At 65.3% G+C, this 17430-nt stretch carries 17 protein-coding genes; 10 read left to right on the top strand and 7 right to left on the bottom strand.

The genetic code is table 11. The features are described from left to right. Positions 1-165 precede the first annotated feature (165 nt). The 3 genes from BIWAKO_RS30040 to BIWAKO_RS35665 are packed head-to-tail and all read right to left on the bottom strand — an operon-like array spanning position 166 to position 4711. Complete coding sequence (locus BIWAKO_RS30040; RefSeq protein ID WP_069881759.1) at positions 166-1317, bottom strand: adenylate/guanylate cyclase domain-containing protein; 1152 nt, start codon at positions 1315-1317, stop codon at positions 166-168. Further along, positions 1314-1709 (bottom strand): response regulator, encoded by a 396-nt coding sequence (locus tag BIWAKO_RS30045; protein WP_069881760.1) that lies wholly within the window; start codon positions 1707-1709, stop codon positions 1314-1316. Before BIWAKO_RS30045 ends, BIWAKO_RS30040 begins: the two co-directional genes overlap by 4 nt. Next, a complete protein-coding gene (locus BIWAKO_RS35665) occupies positions 1706-4711 on the bottom strand; it encodes a PAS-domain containing protein (protein WP_141740292.1) in 3006 nt (1001 codons plus the stop codon). Before BIWAKO_RS35665 ends, BIWAKO_RS30045 begins: the two co-directional genes overlap by 4 nt. Positions 4712-4861: 150 nt before the next feature. Here BIWAKO_RS35665 and BIWAKO_RS30055 point away from each other — a divergent pair, with 150 nt between their 5' ends. Then, on the top strand, positions 4862-5941 hold the full coding sequence (locus tag BIWAKO_RS30055; RefSeq protein ID WP_069881762.1) for a TRAP transporter substrate-binding protein: 1080 nt from the start codon (positions 4862-4864) through the stop codon (positions 5939-5941). A 90-nt stretch (positions 5942-6031) separates the two neighbouring features. On the opposite strand, the gene BIWAKO_RS30060 is transcribed toward BIWAKO_RS30055, so the two are convergent. Continuing rightward, a complete protein-coding gene (locus BIWAKO_RS30060; RefSeq protein ID WP_069881763.1) occupies positions 6032-7084 on the bottom strand; it encodes a GlxA family transcriptional regulator in 1053 nt (350 codons plus the stop codon). Positions 7085-7189: 105 nt separating this feature from the next. On the opposite strand from BIWAKO_RS30060, the gene BIWAKO_RS30065 reads away from it, so the two are divergent. From BIWAKO_RS30065 to BIWAKO_RS30100, 8 genes are all read left to right on the top strand, one after another. After that, a complete protein-coding gene (locus BIWAKO_RS30065) occupies positions 7190-8233 on the top strand; it encodes an ABC transporter substrate-binding protein (RefSeq protein WP_069881764.1) in 1044 nt (347 codons plus the stop codon). 46 nt (positions 8234-8279) lie between these two features. Continuing rightward, positions 8280-9338 carry an ABC transporter ATP-binding protein gene (locus BIWAKO_RS30070; protein WP_069881765.1) on the top strand — a complete coding sequence of 353 codons (1059 nt, stop codon included), beginning with the start codon at positions 8280-8282 and terminating at the stop codon, positions 9336-9338. After that, positions 9338-10171, top strand: a complete 834-nt coding sequence (locus BIWAKO_RS30075) for an ABC transporter permease (RefSeq protein ID WP_069881766.1) — start codon at positions 9338-9340, stop codon at positions 10169-10171. The genes BIWAKO_RS30070 and BIWAKO_RS30075 overlap by 1 nt, the downstream gene beginning before the upstream one ends. A gap of 1 nt (position 10172) precedes the next feature. After that, positions 10173-10958 carry an ABC transporter permease gene (locus tag BIWAKO_RS30080; RefSeq protein WP_069881767.1) on the top strand — a complete coding sequence of 262 codons (786 nt, stop codon included), beginning with the start codon at positions 10173-10175 and terminating at the stop codon, positions 10956-10958. A gap of 37 nt (positions 10959-10995) precedes the next feature. Then, a complete protein-coding gene (locus BIWAKO_RS30085; protein ID WP_069881768.1) occupies positions 10996-12009 on the top strand; it encodes a proline racemase family protein in 1014 nt (337 codons plus the stop codon). 343 nt (positions 12010-12352) lie between these two features. Next, positions 12353-13060, top strand: a complete 708-nt coding sequence (locus BIWAKO_RS30090; protein ID WP_069881769.1) for a L,D-transpeptidase family protein — start codon at positions 12353-12355, stop codon at positions 13058-13060. 324 nt (positions 13061-13384) lie between these two features. Continuing rightward, complete coding sequence (locus BIWAKO_RS30095; protein WP_069881770.1) at positions 13385-13966, top strand: hypothetical protein; 582 nt, start codon at positions 13385-13387, stop codon at positions 13964-13966. A gap of 111 nt (positions 13967-14077) precedes the next feature. Further along, the gene (locus BIWAKO_RS30100) at positions 14078-14509 is read left to right on the top strand and encodes a LysR substrate-binding domain-containing protein (protein ID WP_069881771.1); all 432 of its coding nucleotides are present in this window, start codon (positions 14078-14080) and stop codon (positions 14507-14509) included. On the opposite strand, the gene BIWAKO_RS30105 is transcribed toward BIWAKO_RS30100, so the two are convergent. The 3 genes from BIWAKO_RS30105 to BIWAKO_RS30115 form a co-directional block, all read right to left on the bottom strand. Continuing rightward, positions 14491-15012 (bottom strand): nuclear transport factor 2 family protein, encoded by a 522-nt coding sequence (locus BIWAKO_RS30105; RefSeq protein WP_069881772.1) that lies wholly within the window; start codon positions 15010-15012, stop codon positions 14491-14493. The two genes, BIWAKO_RS30100 and BIWAKO_RS30105, sit on opposite strands and share 19 nt — an antisense overlap. A gap of 196 nt (positions 15013-15208) precedes the next feature. Beyond that, entirely contained in the window at positions 15209-15556 is a 348-nt protein-coding gene (locus BIWAKO_RS30110; protein WP_074471636.1) for an Atu4866 domain-containing protein, read from the bottom strand. Beyond that, positions 15556-16284 (bottom strand): SDR family oxidoreductase, encoded by a 729-nt coding sequence (locus tag BIWAKO_RS30115; RefSeq protein WP_069881773.1) that lies wholly within the window; start codon positions 16282-16284, stop codon positions 15556-15558. The genes BIWAKO_RS30110 and BIWAKO_RS30115 overlap by 1 nt, the downstream gene beginning before the upstream one ends. Positions 16285-16405: 121 nt before the next feature. Here BIWAKO_RS30115 and BIWAKO_RS30120 point away from each other — a divergent pair, with 121 nt between their 5' ends. Next, positions 16406-17365, top strand: coding sequence for a LysR family transcriptional regulator (locus BIWAKO_RS30120; RefSeq protein ID WP_084652021.1), 960 nt, complete (start codon positions 16406-16408; stop codon positions 17363-17365). The last annotated feature ends 65 nt before the right edge of the window (positions 17366-17430 follow it).

The following is a 17430-nucleotide window of genomic DNA, read 5'->3' on the forward strand; positions in this document are numbered from 1 at the left end:
TCACGTTCAACAAAACCCTTGCCGGCAGCAGCGTCAAGAGACTGCCCCGGCCCTGCGGATCAGGAACAGTCTTCCGAATTTCTATGTCGTTTCAAGCGATGCCTGCCAAAACCGCGCAGCAGCTCGATTGAACAGATGCTGCCAGCCGCTTGGGACACCGAGCGTCTAGAGCAAATCGCCGACGCTGACCTCTTGCCCCGGCCCGAGTGCGAATTCACGCGCAATGCCCTGCCACACGCGGACAGCCTCGTTGCGACCGCGCACGGCCTTGTCTCCGCCGTCCTTCAGCCCGCGAAGGACCTCTGCAAGCTCATCGTCGCACTGCCCCTTGGCAGCCTGGACAACCGCGTCGGCAACCAACAACGATGTTTGAGAGCTTCGCGTGAGGGTTTGCAGGCGGCTTGCGAGGTTCACGGTGTCGCCGATGACCGTAAACGACATGTTGCGCGCGCTGCCGACGTCGCCGACCACCGCCGGGCCATAGTTGACCCCAATGCCCATGCCCAGCACCGCTTCTCCGGCAGCACTGCGCTCCCGGTTCCAGTCGCAGAGCGCAGCCATCATCCCGTCAGCGCATTTGAGCGCCTGGCCCGCGTCCCGGTCGGTGGTCGTGGGCACTCCGAAAATCGCGAGAATGGCATCGCCGATATATTTCTCGACCGTGCCCCCGCACGCGAAGATCCGCGTCGTCATCCTCTCGTGGGACTGCCGCAGAAGAAGCATGACGTCTTCCGGCCTCATCCGCTCTGACAGCGCCGTGAAGCCGACGATATCGGCAAACAACACGGCCACATTCTGTCGCCGGACCGGCCCGAAAGGCTCGTCGCGCTCTGCCAGCATCTCGACGAGATTGGGCGAAAAGTAGCGCGCCAGATTGCTGCGAGCCCGCTCGGCGGCGGCGCGCCGCTGCTCGATCTCGCGCAGCCTGGCGACGTCGTCCAGAGTCCTGCGAATCGTCAGCTCGAGATCCACCATATCGATGGGCTTCGTGACGAAATCGAACGCGCCGCGGTTCATCGCGGTCCGAATATTCGGCATGTCGCCGTACGCGGACACGATGATGGCTCGCACCGGCGCATGCAGCTCGCGCAGCCGGGCCAACAAGGTGAGGCCATCCATCACCGGCATGTTGATATCCAGCAGCATCAGATCGATCGCGGCGCCACCATCCTGGAGCAGGCGCAGGGCCTGCTCGCCGTCGCGCGCAAACACGAAGGCAAACTCGCCGGCGCGGACCTGACGGCGAAAGCGCTGGCTGATCAGCAGTTCGACATCCGCCTCATCATCGACCACGAGGATGCGGGCGGGGGTGCTCATGGGGACGATCCGGCGACGGCGAAAGCGCGTAGCCGTTGCTTCAGATAATCGAAATCGACAGGCTTGCTGAGAAAGTCGACCGCCCCCTTCGCGGTCGCCTGGCGCCGTCGATCCTCGTCGCCATAGGCCGTCACCATCATCACCGGCAGATGCGGCCATCCCAGCCCGATCTCATGCAGCAACTGCAGACCGTCCATCCCCGGCATGTTGATATCGGAGAGGATGAAGACCGGTTCGGGATGAATGCCCTTCCTGAGCTGCTGCAGGGCATGCTCCCCCGATCCGGCGAAATGCAGCGCATAATCGCCGTTGCGCGCCTCGCGGCGGAACCGCTGGGAAAACAATTCGGCGACATCCGGCTCGTCGTCGACGACCAGAAGGCTGACCGTCATGATCTTGCTCCCATGCTGGTCTTCAGCTTGCGTGCCCGCGCTGCGCCGCGCGGCAATCGAATAACGAATTCGGTGAACTCGGCGGGGTTGCTGTCAACCAGCACCATACCACCATGCTCCTGAACCACGATGTCGTAGCTGATCGAGAGGCCAAGCCCGGTCCCTTCTCCAGTCGGCTTGGTGGTGAAGAATGGAGTGAAGAGTTTCGCCCGCACCTCCGGCGTCATGCCAATGCCGTTGTCGCGCACGCGCACTTCCACCTGATCTCCGAGATCGCGCGTGACCACGGTCAGGGTTGGACGATAGTCGCCAGCCGTTCGAGGATCGTGCTGGCGTTCGGTGGTTGCATAAAAGCCGTTCACGAACAGGTTTAGAAACACGCGCGTCATATCCTGAGGAACGAGTTCGAGCGGGCCAAGCCCGGGATCGAGGTCGCGCTCCAGGGTGACGTTGAACGTCTGGTCCCGCGCGCGAGCCCCGTGATAGGCGAGATTGAGCGCTTCCTCGATCAACGCATTGAGGCTGACGCTCTGGCGCTCGCCGCTGCCACCGCGCGAATGAAGCAGCATGCTCTTGACGATTCCATCCGCTCGTCGCCCATGCTCCGCGATCTTGGCCAGGTTACCGGACAACGTGACCATGAGATCGTCGACATCCGCGAGGGCCTGCGCCTCGCATCCATGCAAGGTCGGGCCGAGCGCCTCCTTGAGCTCGATCAGCAGCTCCTGGGACAGATCGGCAAAGTTATTGACGAAATTCAGCGGATTCTTGATTTCATGGGCGATGCCGGCCGTGAGTTGGCCGAGCGAGGCCATCTTTTCGGCATGGACCAGATTGGCCTGGGCAGCCTTCAGCTCGCGATAGGCCTCCTCCATGGTCCGGCTTGCTTCAGAGGCCGTATCGCGGGCCGCTTCAAGATCACGTTCGCGTTGTTTTGCGACGGTGACATCAGTCCAGATCGTTACGGTTCCGCCTTCCTGGGTCCGATACTCGCTGACACGAAGCCATCGCCCACTGGCGAGGTGGACTTCGCAAGTGCTCGGAGCGTTGCGATGCAGGGACAGACGGCTCTCCAGCCATGCAGCGCGATCGCCTTCCTGCGCCGAACCGTATCGGCGACTGTCGCTGAAGGCCCGCAGAAGCTCTTCGAAACGAACGCCAGCGATGAACAGGTCCGCAGCATCCAGCAATTCGTGACAGCGGCTGTTGAAGATCACGAGCCGATCTGCACTATCCCAGAGAGCGAAACCGTCCGAAATGCTCTCGATCGCATCGGTGAGGCGCGCACGGGCTAATTCGACAAGGGCCTGGGCTGATCTCTGCTCGGTGACATCGGCATAGATCGAAACAAACCCGCCACTGCGGACCGGGTTGCGCCGGATTTCGAGCACCGTGCCGTTAGGGCGGGTCCGGACATCCGTGAAGGACCGGTCCAGGGATACCAGGCGCCGTCTGACTTCGTCCTTGACATTGCAGGGGCCGAATTCTCCGCGTTCGGCCAGAAAGCGAATGAAATCCTCGAATGAGACGTGGGCTCCGACATGCTCGTCCGGCAGCTCCAGAAGCTCCTGGAAGCGGTGGTTCCACGCCACCATCCGCCGATCGCGATCGAACATCACGACGCCGTGCCCCATGTTGTCGAATGTGACGCGCAGCAAGGAGCCGCGTTGTTCCAGCTCCCGGGTCCGCTCATCGACCACTTGCTCGAGCCGCGTCGCCGCCTGTTTTCGCTCCTCCAGCAAATGCTCAAGCTCGATGGCATTGCGCCGAAAGACCTCGACCGCCCGCCCCATCGCGGCGATCTCGTCAGTGCCTTGCGCGGCAACCTGGACATCGAGCCTGCCGCCGGCGATGGCCAACATGCCGTCGCTCAAGGCAGTCAGGCGGCGGACGATGTTGCGGCCAACGTAGAGCCATACGATCAGAATGGAGGTCAGCAGGCTCAGGGCCACGGCGGCAACCAGAACGCGGGTGCTCAGGCGCTGGACCGACAGTGCATCATGGGTCGCATCGCCGATATCCTGCTTGGCTGCAGTCGCGAGTTGATCGACCGCAGCGGTGAGCTGCAGCGCCAGGCCGGCATTCTCCGCGAGCCGCCCCTGGCCGTCCCCGATGAGGGCAAGTTCCTGCTTGCGCGCCTCCACCATGGCATTCGGGCCTGCAATGTACTCCCGCAACTTGGCGACCTGCTCCAGGAACAGAGGCCGCAGCTTCGGATCCATTCCGTTCGCCGTGACGTCGAGATCGCGCAACGTCCGGCCGAGTTGGAAAGCCAGAACGGAAAGGCGTCGATCCTGGTCCGTGGTCGAGGCTTCGGCGAGCATGTCCACTGCTTCGGAAAACTGCTGTTGCGCCGTTTGCGCCGGCCGCCGCAATTCGATCAGCGATGCCAGCCGCTGCGTCGCGTCAGCACTGGGCTCCGCCTTTCGCAGGCCCTCGACGAGTTGGGATACCTGGCGGTCCACAACCGTCAGCCAGTTCGAGAGCAGGCGTCCGGTCTCTTCATTCGTCTGGAAAACGCCGCGCACCAATGTCTTGAGACGTTCATTGGCGTCGAGCCGGCGCGCGACCACGCCCTCGAGCCCAGCGAGATTGACCGTCAGCGATGAGATGATCGGCTCGATCCTGAGGAGCGGCAATGCCTCCATTCGATCGTTCTTCAGTTCGACCAGCTTGCTGTTGAGACGACCGACCTCGTCCTCGAGCTCGACTTTGATCGCGTCCCGGCGCTTCCGGTCCGGGGCGGCCAGCAGGGAGGGTGCGGCTGCAATGATGCGTTCGGCAGAGCGTGAGAGCTCCAGTGACGTCAAAGTCGGTGAAACGCGCCTGTCGACAATGTCGAGCCGCTCGCCAACCTCACGGAAGGCGTAGATTCCCGCGGCCGCCGCCAGCACGGCAAAGGCGCTTATCCCGAAGAACGCGAGCAGCAGCCGCGCGCGTACGCCGAGGCTCCGTGCCAGATACTGTCGAACGTCCGACCTATCGGTTGATAATGCTGTCACGGACGACTGCACCCAACCCTCGACAAGATTGCGGATCAGCCTAGCATGGTCTAAGCATATAGTTGCGAGAAACAATCGAAGATCGACCGAAAACTGCCGACCGCACAGTTGGGCGGGTGCGGGGACCTATGTCCTTGGAGGTCATTCCTCATGAGACGGCGGGATCTTCTGGCGGGGGCCGGATCGATTGCTGCGGGCGCGATGTCGGGCTTCCCGGCCCCTGCGCTCGCGCAGGGCGTCAGACAGCTGAAGATGGTGACCGACTGGCCTGAGGGCTCTCCCGGGCTTCAAAGTAGCGCAATCCGCCTGGCGAAGACGATCAGCGAGGTGAGTAACGGCCGCATCGCAATCGAGGTGTTTCCTGCCGGTGCGCTGGTTCGGCCATTCGAGACCTTTGACGCGGTGGCCGCCGGCATTGCCGAGATGTTTCACTCGGCGGATTATTATTTCGAAGCAAAGTCGCCGGCATTCAACTTCTTTGCAGCCGTCCCCTTCGGCTACACCGCGGACGAACTCTTCGCCTGGGTGCACTATGGCGGTGGGCAGGAGTTGTGGGACGAACTGAGCGGTCATTTTGGTTTGAAGCAGTTCCTCTGCTGCAATACCGGCACCCAGACCGGCGGCTGGTTTGTCGACGAGATCACCTCGCCGGACGGTTTCAGGGGGTTGCGTTACCGGATACCGGGGCTTGGCGCGGCGGTGCTCCGGCGCATGGACGCAATCGTGGTGAATGTGCCAGGCGGCGAGATTGCCCGGTCGATCCGGTCCGGCGCCCTCGACGCCGCCGAATGGGTCGGCCCCTGGCTCGACATGGCGCTCGGCCTGCACAAGGCTGCTCGCTACTTCTACTATCCGGGGTTCCACGAGCCAGGCACTGGCCTGACCCTCGGAATCAATCGGCGCGTCTGGGAAAGCTTCAATCAGAGCGACCAACGGCTGATCGAGGCTTGCGCGGCAGGCGAGTACTCGCGCTCCCTGGCAGAATTCAACGCAAATAACGCCCTGTGGCTGCGAAAACTGCGAGAGGAAGGCACTGTCAAGATTCAGAAATTCGACGATTCCCTACTGAGAGCTTTCATCAAGACAAGTCAGGAGGTTGTCGCGGAGGCCGGAAGTGGCGACGACCTCTCCCGCAAGATCTACGCAAGCTACCAAGAATTCCGCAGCTCGATCATGGAATGGAGCGATATTGCGGAGCGCGCCTTCCTGAACAGTCGCAGGCTTAATTGACCGCTGCCGCGCCGGCGCGGTCGTCAACGCATCGGCCCGAAGCGGGGATCGCGGTTTTCGCGAAAGCCGATGCCAGCACGAGAGGCCCGATCATCGGTCCGGATAGGGGATCGGCGCGCCGATCGACCCCTTCTGCCGAAGCGTGCGCGGCGATTCCCCGAAGCTCGCCTTGAAGTCGCGCGAGAGATGGGCGCTGTCGGCAAAGCCTGCGCCCATGGCGATGTCGGTGAGCGAGCGCTTGCTGTTCAGGATCAGCCAGCGCGCATAGTCGAGCCGCAGCTTGCGCTGGAAGGCCGCGGGACTCTGGCCCAGCGAAGCGCCGAACAGGCGTTCGAGTTGCCGCGGGCTGACGCCGACATAGCGTGCAACCGCGGCGATCGGCGGGGGATTGTCGAGGCGCTGTTCGATGAACTGCGCGGCCTGCTGAACCCGGATGTCGAGATCCGAGCGGATCTCCGCGTAGAAATGCGGCTGCGGCATCTCGGCCGGCCGCATGTCCTGCAGCATCATGTGGCGCATCGCCTGCTGGGCCTTGTCGCGGCCGCAATGGCGCGCGACGAGATAGAGGCCGAGATCGATCGCGGCCGTCGAGCCGGCGCAGGTGATCAGGTCGCCCTCGTCGATGAAGAGCCGCTCCACCCCCGCCGAAACCCTGGGAAAGCGCTGCTTGAAGGCATCCAGCACGTTCCAATGCACGCAGACCCGGCGCGGACCGACCAGTCCTGCCCTGGCGATTGCAAAGGTGCCGGTGCAGATGCCCAGAAGGCGCGCGCCCGACGCCGCCGCCTGCCTGAGATAGTCGAGCAGGCTCTCGGGCAAGGCGTCGTTGAGATAGTCGTTGCCACCGCAGACCGCGACATAGTCGAAGCCGGCCGGATCGAGCAGGGCCGCATTCGGCGTAACCGAGACACCGCAGCTCGAGCGCCGCGGCTCTCCGTCGAGGCTCATCACGGTCCAGCTCGCATGCAGCTGGCGACTGCGGCCGCCATGGTCCGCCGCCAGCCGCAGCACATCGATCAGGCCGGAAAAGGCGGCGAGCGTGAACTGGTCGAGCAGGACGAAGCCGATCCGCAGCCGCGAAACGGGAATGGGCGCGGATTGCGGCCGCTCGCTGGCCAATGGCGGAAACTGCGCTGTGTTCATGTCGTGATTATTCAAATTTCCGGCCGGCGAATTCTAGTGCCTTTCCGTCGCCGCGCCCACCATGATCGTAGAAGCGCGAAGACGCTCAGGCAGAGGAGAACGACGATGCACAGACCCGTCCGGCTGGCGACCGCCATGCTCGCTACCACCCTGCTGACCGCGCCGGCGCTGGCCCAGCAACCCGCTTCGATCACGGTCGCCTGGTATGGCGGCAACTGGGGCGACGCCTTCCGCGCCTGCGTCGCCGAACCCTTCACCAAGGCGACCGGCATCGCCGTGAAGGCGGAGATCGGCACATCGACCGTCACCTTGTCGAAGCTGCAGCAACAGAAGGCGGCTCCCACCATCGACGTCGCCTGGATGGATGGCGGCATCAGCGAGCTGGCGCTCGCCGCAGGTGTAACCGACACCCTCGACGCGGCGGCGATCCCCAATCTCGCCAACACGCTGCCCGAGGCGGTCTACAAGAGCGGTTCGACCACCTATGCGGTCGGCACCGGCTATTACTCGCTCGGGCTCACCTACAACACCCAGAAGGTCAAGACCGCACCGACCTCGTGGAACGACCTCTGGAAGCCGGAATTCGAGGACGCGGTCACCATCCCCTCCCCGGCGAATTCGGCGGGCGTGCCCTTCGTCATGTTCCTCTCGAAGATCTGGGGCGGCAAGGCCGGCGACCTCGCCCCGACCTTCAAGAAGATCAAGGAGCTGAAGGCCGCCCTGTTCTTCGATTCCTCGGGTGCTGCGACCAATGCCTACCAGAGCGGCGAGGCGATCATCGGCGCGCATTTCAACGTCGGCGCCTGGGACCTTGCCGACAAGGGCCTGCCGATCGGCTTCGTCGTGCCCAAGGAAGGCGCCTGGGCGACCGATGCCCGCCTCCATCTGGTGAAGGGTACGCCGAAGAAGGACGCGGCTGCGAAATTCATCAACCAGGCGCTGACGCCGGAAGCCTCCGGCTGCCTCGCCGAGAAGCTCTATCTCGGCCCGTCCGTGAAGAACGTCGCCGTCAAGCCCGAGACCGCGCGCAAGTTGCCCTGGGGCGAGACCGGCTCGGTGAAGACCCTGCAGCTCTTCGACTGGAGCGAGATCAACGCGCTGCGCTCAGGTGTCGTCGATGCCTGGAACCGCGAGATCGCGCGCAAGTGAGCGTCCGCCAAGCGAACGACCGGGCACGAGCACCACGGGCCGCAGAATGAGCACCCCCATCCTTGCCATCGACGGCCTGTCCAAGCATTTCGGCGGGCACGCGGCCCTGACGGAGATCGACCTCTCCGTCGAACAGGGCGAGTTCATCGCCCTGCTCGGCCCGTCGGGTTGCGGCAAGACCACGCTGCTGCGCTGCATCGCCGGCTTCCTGACGCCGGAGGCCGGCACGGTCAGGCTCGCCGGCGAGGATGTGACGCGGCTGCCGCCCTATCGCCGCCCGCTGAACACGGTGTTCCAGAACTACGCGCTCTTCCCGCATATGAGCGTCCTGGAGAATGTCGCCTATGGGCCGCGCCGCCAGGGCACGGGCAAGGACGAGGCAACCCGGCGCAGCACCGAGGCGCTCGAGCTCGTCGGCCTCGCCGGCTTCGGCGAGCGCCTGCCGGCCCAGCTCTCCGGCGGCCAGCAGCAGCGCGTGGCGCTGGCGCGCGCCATCGTCAACCGGCCTCAGCTGCTGCTGCTCGACGAGCCGCTGAGCGCGCTCGACCTGAAGCTGCGCAAGAAAGTCCAGGGCGAGCTCAAGCAGATCCAGCACCGGCTCGGCATCGCCTTCCTGTTCGTGACCCATGATCAGGACGAGGCAATGAGCATGGCCGACCGGATCGTGCTGATGAACCGCGGCCGCATCGAGCAGATCGGCCGCGGCCAGGATATCTATGCCCGGCCGGCGAGCCGCTTCGCCGCCGACTTCATCGGCGATGCCAACCTGCTCGAGGTCGAGCGGCGCGGCGACGGCAGCCTGTCCCTGCTGGACGGCGCGATCATCCGTCCCGCCGCGGACGCCCTGCCAGGCGTGCTGACAGGCGTGCTGCGGCCCGAGGATATCCTCATTGCGCCGGAGCCCGCCGCCGATCGGCTCTCCCTGCCATCCGTACTCTCCGAGATCACCCATGTCGGCAGCCATGCCCTCGTCACGGTCTTGGCCGGCGGCACCGTCCTGACGGCCAGGCTTGCGCCATCGGCGCTGTCGGGCCTCGCGCCGGGCCAGCCGGTCTTCGCCACGATCCGCCCCGGCGATCTCCGCCTCGTGCCGGGGGACGCGTGATGAGTGGGAGGCTGCGCAATGTCGTGCTGCTCTGCGCCCTGCCGGCGGCGTTCTTCGTCGCCTTCTTCCTGGCGCCGATGGCGGTCGTCCTGATCGCAAGCCTGACCACGCCGGACGGTCACCTGACCTTCGCGCATTACCTGCGCATCCTCGCCGACAGCTATCACTGGGATGTGCTGTGGGTGACGTTCCGGATCGGCGCGCTGACCACGCTCGTCTCGGTCGTGATCGGCTATCCGCTCGCCTGGTATCTCGTGCGCGTGGTGCGCTGGCGGCCCTGGCGCCGGTTCTGCGTGATCCTGCTCATCGTGCCGCTGTTCACCAGCAACATCGTGCGCTCCTTCGGCTGGATGGTGCTGCTCGGCCGCAACGGCCTCATCAATGACGGCCTGATCGGGCTTGGCCTGATCGAGCGGCCGATGCGCTTCCTCGGCACCGAGCTCGGCATCCTGATCGGTCTCGTCTACATCCTGCTGCCCTTCATCGTGCTGGCGGTCGGCAACGCGCTCGCCAAGGTCGATCCGGCGCTCGAACACGCCGCCGCCGATCTCGGCGCGACGCCGGCCGGCACCTTCTGGACGATCACCTTCCCCCTCAGCCTGCCCGGGCTGATGGCCGGCGCGGTCATGGTCTTCATGCTGGCGGTCAGCGCCTATGTCACGCCGGCGCTGCTCAGCGGCGGGCGGATCACCGTCTTCTCCATGCTGATCTTCCAGCAATACAGCTCGGTCTTCGACTTCAACTATGGCGGTGCGCTCAGCATCACCATGCTGGTGCTGACGCTGGTGCTCGTCACGCTCGCCGGGCGCCTCAGCGAGCCGAGGAGAGCCTGAAATGGTCACCCACCTCGTCAGGATCATCTCGCTTGCGGCGCTCGCCTATCTCGCCCTGCCGCTCGTCGTGCTGGTCGGCGCCTCGCTGACCACGACCAGCTTCCTCGCCTTCCCGCCGCAGGGACTGACGCTCGCCTGGTACGGCAAGATGCTGGGCGACCCGTCCTATGTCTCGGCCTTCATGACCAGCACGCTGCTCGCGGTCGCCGCGACCATCGTCGCGGTCGTGCTGGCGGTGCCCGCCGCGATCGCGATCGCCCGCTATCGCTTTCCCGGCCGCCGCCTGCTGTCGGAAATCCTGATGTCGCCGCTGATCCTGCCGCATGTCGTGCTCGGCGCGGCGCTGCTGCAATATGGCAGCGCGATCGGCCTGGTCCGCAGCTTCACGGCCCTGCTCGTCGGGCATGTCGTGATCATCATGCCCTTCGTCCTGCGCGCCGTGCTGCCGCAGCTCAGCGACGAGCAGCGCAGCCTGGAGGAGGCGTCGGCCGATCTCGGGGCCAGGCCGCTGACGACCTTCTTCCTGGTGACGCTGCCGCAGATCCGCAGCGGGCTCGTCAGCGGCGCGATCTTCGCCTTCATCGCCTCCTTCATCAATGTCGAGCTCAGCATCTTCAACACCACGGCCGAGCTGACCACGATCCCGGTCAAGCTGTTCAACTACGTGCAGTACACGATCGACCCGACGATCGCGGCGGTTTCCGGCCTGACGATCATCGTCGCCGCGATCGTGATCGTGCTGCTCGACCTCACCATCGGCCTCGACGTGCTCTCCGAGCGCCGCTGATCCCGCCCACCCCCTTTTTGTCCCAAGGAGCCCGCACATGCGCCAGCAGAATGTCTTCGACGTCGTCTACACCCACACCGAGGGCGAGCCCCTCTGCATCATCCATAGCGGGATCCCCTACCCCGCCGGCTCGAACATCCTGGAGAAGCGCCGCTTCCTCGAGGAGAACTACGACTGGCTGCGCTGCGCGCTGATGCGCGAGCCGCGCGGGCACAAGGACATGTTCGGCGTGTTCCTGACGCCGCCGTCGAGCCCGGACTACGATGCCGGCCTGATCTATATCGACGGCACGCAGTACTCCCATATGTGCGGTCACGGCACGATCGCGGTCGGTATGGCGATGGTCGCGCTCGGGCTCGTTCGGCGCGGCGCCAATGGCCGCACGACGATCCGCTTCGAGACCACCGCCGGCCTGGTGACGGCCGAGGTCGCCAATGACGGACCAGACGTGCTGTGGACGCGCTTCGAGAACGTGCCGGCCTATGTCGCGGCGCAGGACGTGCCCTTCGACCTGCCGGGCATCGGCCAGCTCAAGGCCGACATCGTCTGGGGCGGCAATTATTTCGGCATCATCGACCTGCGCGGCACCTCGCTGCGGATCTCGCCGGAGAACGGCTCGGAGCTCTCCCGGCTCGGCATCATCGCCCGCGAGCAGCTGCGCCAGAAGGTCGCCATCCAGCACCCGGCGTCGAGCCACATCAACAACTTCAACTTCGTGACCTTCTGGCACGAGCCGACGATCGAGGGCGCCTTCTACAAGAACGTCCACGTCTTCTCCGCCGGCCAGCTCGACCGCTCGCCGGGCGGCACCGGCACCAGCGCGATGATGGCGATGTATGAGGCGCGCGGCCTGCTCGCGTTGCACCAGCCGATCCGCTCCGAAGGGCTGCTCGGTTCGGGAACCTTCGAAGGCTGCCTGATCGGCGAGGCGAACCTGAACGGCACGCGCGCCGTGCGCCCGACCGTGAAGGGCACCGCCGGGCTGCTCGGCACCGCACGCTGGACGATCAACCGCGACGATCCGGTCGACGCTGGCTTCCTCGTCGCCTGACCGGCATCGCGCCGGGACAGCCAAGCCAGGCTGTCCCGGCGCGATCGGCTTCATGGCGTCCCCAAGGCCCGGCCCGAATGCGCAAAATGCCGGGCGAATGAGCCGAGGCGCCGCCGGCCCGAGCGATGCCATGACCTGCACTTTTTTGTCGAAGCCAGCGCGACGTGAGGCTGCGAGACAGCGGGGACGGCAGCGGCCTTGGTGCATGGCAAGCCCCGTGCAACAAAGGCCAGAGCTTGCCAGCCGGGCCATGTACCGGCAATCTTAGCGCAGCTAAGACGCTCAGCGGGTGTATGCCCGAGTATCCTCTCGTCGGGCAGCAAGACATGGGAAGTCCAAAATCATGATCATGGACGGTGGCAATGCCGATGCCGGCAAGATGGACGAGATCGCTCTGATCGGGCGTCGCGCGGGACTTATCAGCCGCCGGTCGTTTCTGGTCGGTTCTGCCGCCGGCGTCGGCGCGCTCGGACTCGCCGGCTGCACGACCGACGGCATGAGCCTCGCAGAGGCGGCCAAGATCTACGGGCCGGTGCCCGAGGAGAAATTCCCGATCCCGGCGGTCGATGTCAGCAAGGTCGATCCGAAATATTATCGCCGGACCGTTCGCTACGAGACCAAGGAAGCGCCCGGCACGATTATCGTCGATCCCGGCAATTACTATGTCTACCGCGTCGAGGACGACGGATCGGCCACCCGCTATGGCGCGAATGTCGGCCGCGACGGGTTCCGCTGGAGCGGTGACGCCTATATCGGGCGCAAGGCGGAATGGGCGACCTGGACACCGCCCAAGGAGATGATCAAGCGCCAGCCCGAGGCGGCCAAATACGCCCGCGGCATGCCCGGTGGCCTCGAAAACCCGCTCGGGGCCCGCACGCTCTATCTCTATCAGAACGGCGCCTACACGCTTTACACGATCTATGCGTCCAGCGATCCGGAATCGATCGGGAACGGCATCACGAGCGGCTGTGTCGGCCTGCTCAGCCAGGACATGATGCACCTGTACTCGCGCACACCAGTCAAGACGAAGGTCGTCGTCCTGCCGGCGTAGCAAGGCATCAGCCCCCGGCCCCGAAGACAGCGACGGCGCCTGTTCGGGGCCGGGCATTCGTCTCGCAGCGTGACCGGAATCGGGGGCACGCCGCGTCCCGACATCGCGTGATGACCTGAAATCGGACATTGCCGGTCAGCTGAGGCCACGTCTCATCGCGCCCCCGCTAAGCCATTCGAACACCTATTGTGTTGTGGCCGCACTTGGCCTTTCCTTCTGAAGCTCGCCCAGTCATCCATTCGTTCCTTCGTTAATCTGCAGATGGGATCCGGGGGCCGGCAACAGCTCTCAAGCCGGATTGCTTTTTGAAAATGGAGAAGCCCGATGTTGAAGCAGATGAGCTTGGTTCTTGCGGTCTCCCTGGCGGTGGGAGTTGCGGGCTGCGCGACCGGTCCGACCGTGACAAGCCAGACAGTCATCGTCGCCGGCGTCGGCCCGGTGGAGGTCGAGCAGCTTGATGTCGAGGTCGCCGAGGTGAACCCCGCCGAGCGCATGGTGATCGTCCGGCAGGGCCGCCAAACCTGGCCCGTCGCGGTGCCGTCCGTGTTCGGCGATCTGCAGAATATCAACGCCGGCGACAACGTCCGGATCCGGCGCGTCGAAGGCGTGATCCTTGGTGCCAAGCGCGCTCGGAAGGGCGCCAAGCCGACAATCGTCTACACCGAGGCGGTCAGCAACCCCAGCTTCCAGAACCTGCCGGACAAGTTCATCGTGCGGACACTGACCGTGACCGCGCGGTTCGAGAGTTTCGATCCGGCGACAGGCGTGGTGAGCTATGTCGGACCGCTTGGACCGCGGACGCGTGAAGTCACGGATCCTGGCATTCAAGACGCGATCAGGCGCCTGAAGCGTGGCGATATGGTGGAGCTTACCTTCGCTGAAGGCTTCCATTTCCAGAAGAACTGAGCCCGTCGGCTTACCGCCGCCAATGGGCGGATACGCCAGGTGCGAGCTCCAATTCGAAAGGAGGCGAGCATCGCACCTGGTTGCAGCCAGAGCGCCAGTTCTGCAGCGAGAATGCCGTCTGCATCCGCCGCCTTCCAGGACGGGCAGCAGGCCGGCGAATTCGGCAGCATCGCCAGGCTCTCGCGCGACGGCCTGAGCCTCGTGGACCTCGGCATCGCGCTTGAATTGCCCTCGAACGAAGCCGTCAGGGCGGCGGTGGAGGCCGGCGCCGGGGCGACCGTGGTTTCGCGCCTTGTGGTCGCGGTGGCGCTGCGCGCCGGGACGCCGGTTGCGGTCGCTGCGACCGTGCCGCGACGCCGCTTCTACGCCCTGCAGCACAAGGAGCGCTATGTCTGCCGGGCTGCGCAGGCCTTTCTGTCGCTCCTGCGAGCAGGCCGGCGCAACGGAACCGGGCAGCGCGCGCATCTGATCCCCGACCGCTCCCGGCCTGAACCGATGCCGGCCCGCCGGCTCCGTTCGAAGCATCAGCGCTGGCGCGGCTGATTGTTGTCGACGACCTGCTGGTAGGCGGCGAGGTCGAGGAACGCCTCGGCCTCCGCGACCTTGCCGTCCTTCATCCGGAACAACCAGGCGAACTGGTTGCGATAAGGGTGTCCGCCGGTCGTCGTGGCCGTCGCGTCGAAGCGGACGATCACCCGGTCGCCGACGGCCCAGATGTGCCGGACCTGGGGAACGAGCGGGGTTGCGAGGCGGCTGACCAGCGGCACGGAGGCCCGCTCAGTGAAATCCGTGATGCCGCGATAGGTGCCCGCGACGGGACCAGAGCCCGGTATCGTCCAGACGATGTCAGGAGCCAGGAGCTGCTGGAACACATTGTCCCCGGCGGCCCAGCGCTGGAACGCGTCGCGCACGATGCTCTCGTTGCGTGCGGTGTCGGCCCGTACCGGCGCGGCGATGGCCGGCGCGATGGCCAGGGCGACGATGACTGCCAGGCCGATGCGCCGGGTGGCGGTCGCAGATCGATTGAATGGGGCAGCAGAGTTCATTGAACGTCTCCTTCGCTTCAGGGTGGTTGCGCTTCAGGGTGGTTGGGAAAGCGGCCCGCGCTGCCACTGCGCGGGCGGCCGCGGCCGGAGCCCGGCGTAGGTCATCTGACCGGATATCGCATCCGGCTCGGCGATCTAACCCTTTGTTTTTGCATCAATTTTTCTGAAAGCCGCAATCCACTTTCGGGCCAATGCATTAGGGGACCGTCGCAGAGGACGGCCGGTCACGCCGGCGAAGAACCATGCCGGCATGGTGGAGGGTGTCGGCGTCGGCGAAGTCGCCGTCGGCGGTGAAGCCGGTATCGTCCCAGTATTCGATGTGTCGGCCTGTCACTTCGTATCGCCCGCGATAGGCGCCCTCGCGGTTGCCGCGCGCCTCGACATAGCGGCCGTCCGGCAGAAGTTCGTGGCGGATCCGGTTGTCGTCGGTGACCCACATGCCGACAAAGGGATGTGTGGCCTGCATCATGGGCTTCTCCGCCAAGGCAGCACCTGCAAGCGCCACCACGAGACCCGTCGCTACGGTGATGCTCCGGGCCCGCATCAGTGCGGCGCCCTGGTCTGGCGGATGACGATCTCGTTGACGTCAACGTCCTCGGGCTGCTCCAGCGCGTAGCGGACGGCCCGTCCGATCGCGTCAGGCTGGAGTGCGATGGCACGATAGGTCTTCATGGCCTCGGCCGCCGCGCGATCGGTGATCGTGTCGGCGAGCTCGCTTTCGACGACGCCGGGATGAATGCAGGTGACCCTGATATCGCCGCGCTCCTGGCGCAGGCCGTCCGAGATCGCCCGGACGGCATATTTCGTGGCGCAATAGACGGCCGCCGTCGGCGAGACGCTGAGCGCACCGATCGAGGCGATATTGACGATGTGGCCGGAGCCCCGGGACGTCATTTCCGGCAGCACCGCGGCGATTCCGTAGAGGACGCCCTTGATGTTGACGTCGACCATGAGGTCCCACTCGTCGACCTTCAGGGAGGCCATCGGCGAGAGCGGCATCACACCGGCATTGTTGACGATGACGTCGATCTGCCCGAACTGCTGACGGGCTGCGTCGGCGAAGCGCAGGACATCGTCCCGACGCGTCACATCCAGGCGGCGATAGTCGACCTTGGCGCCGCCCTGCCGAAGCTCCTCGGCGAGGGCGTCGAGTCGCTCGACCCTGCGTGCGCCCAGCATGAGACGGGCTCCGGCGGCGGCGAGCTCGCGGGCGATGCCCACGCCGATGCCGCTTGATGCCCCGGTCACCAGAACGGTCTTGTCCATAGCCATGATCCAACTCCTTTCGCTTGCTCCGCTCAGTGGTGCGGAACCCGTGATCGAGAAGATGGACGCTCAGCTCTGTCGCCGGTATCTGGCCAAGCGGCGACATGGTGGTTAGACATTCTAACCAATGGCAACCGACCTCAACGCGCTCGCGACCTTCGTCCTGGTCGCCGAGGAACGAAGCTTCCGGGCAGCCGCGGACCGGCTCGGCGTGACGCGCTCAGCCGTCAGCCAGACGATCAGGCGGCTCGAGGACGCAATGGGCATCGCCCTCGTCCACCGCACCACCCGCAGCGTCGGGCTCACCGAAGCCGGCGAGCGTCTCCATGCCGACATCGCCCCGTCGCTGGCCGAGATCCGCGCGGCGACCGAGGCTACTCATCACCTCGGCTCCGGACCGCGCGGCCAGTTGCGGCTGGCCGTCTCCTCGATCGCCGAGAGTTTCCTGTCAGGCCCGCTTCTCGCCGGTTTCGGGGAGGCATGCCCGGACGTGCAGCTGGACGTCCTGGTCACCGATGACGAGATCGACATCATCGCCTGCGGCTACGACGCGGGCGTGCGGCTCGGCGAGGTCATCGAGCAGGACATGATCGCCATTCCGGTCTCCGCCCCGCAGCGCCAGGTCGCGGTCGGCGCTCCCGACTACCTGGCGCGCCGGGGGACGCCGATCCATCCGCGCGAGCTCGCAGCGCATCGCTGCATCGGCTGGCGCCCGGCGCCACGAGCGGCTCCCTACCGGTGGGAGTTCGCGGAGGCGGGCCAGGGTTTCGCGGTTGACGTGAAGCCGGAAGCCACCACCAACGATATGGCGCTGATGATCCGCATGGCGGTCGCGGGCGGCGGCATCACCATCGGGTTGGAGGAAACGTTTCGGCCGTCCATCCAGCGCGGCGAACTCGTTCCCGTGCTCGAAGAGTATTGCCCGTTCTTCCCGGGCTTCTTCCTGTATTATCCGAGCCGCCAGAACATGGCGCCGAAGCTGCGCGCCTTCGTCGACCACATCCGCAAGAGCCGGAAGCGCCAGAGCGTCGGACCGAAAAGTGGAATCCGGTTTTCGGAAAAATCCGATGCCTTAACAAAGAGCTAGATCGCCGCTCCTGCCTCCGGACGGACGCACGGCGATCTAGGCCCGCTTGGCGAGCGCGTGGCTGG

It is taken from the genome of Bosea sp. BIWAKO-01, assembly GCF_001748145.1.
Classification (GTDB): domain Bacteria; phylum Pseudomonadota; class Alphaproteobacteria; order Rhizobiales; family Beijerinckiaceae; genus Allobosea.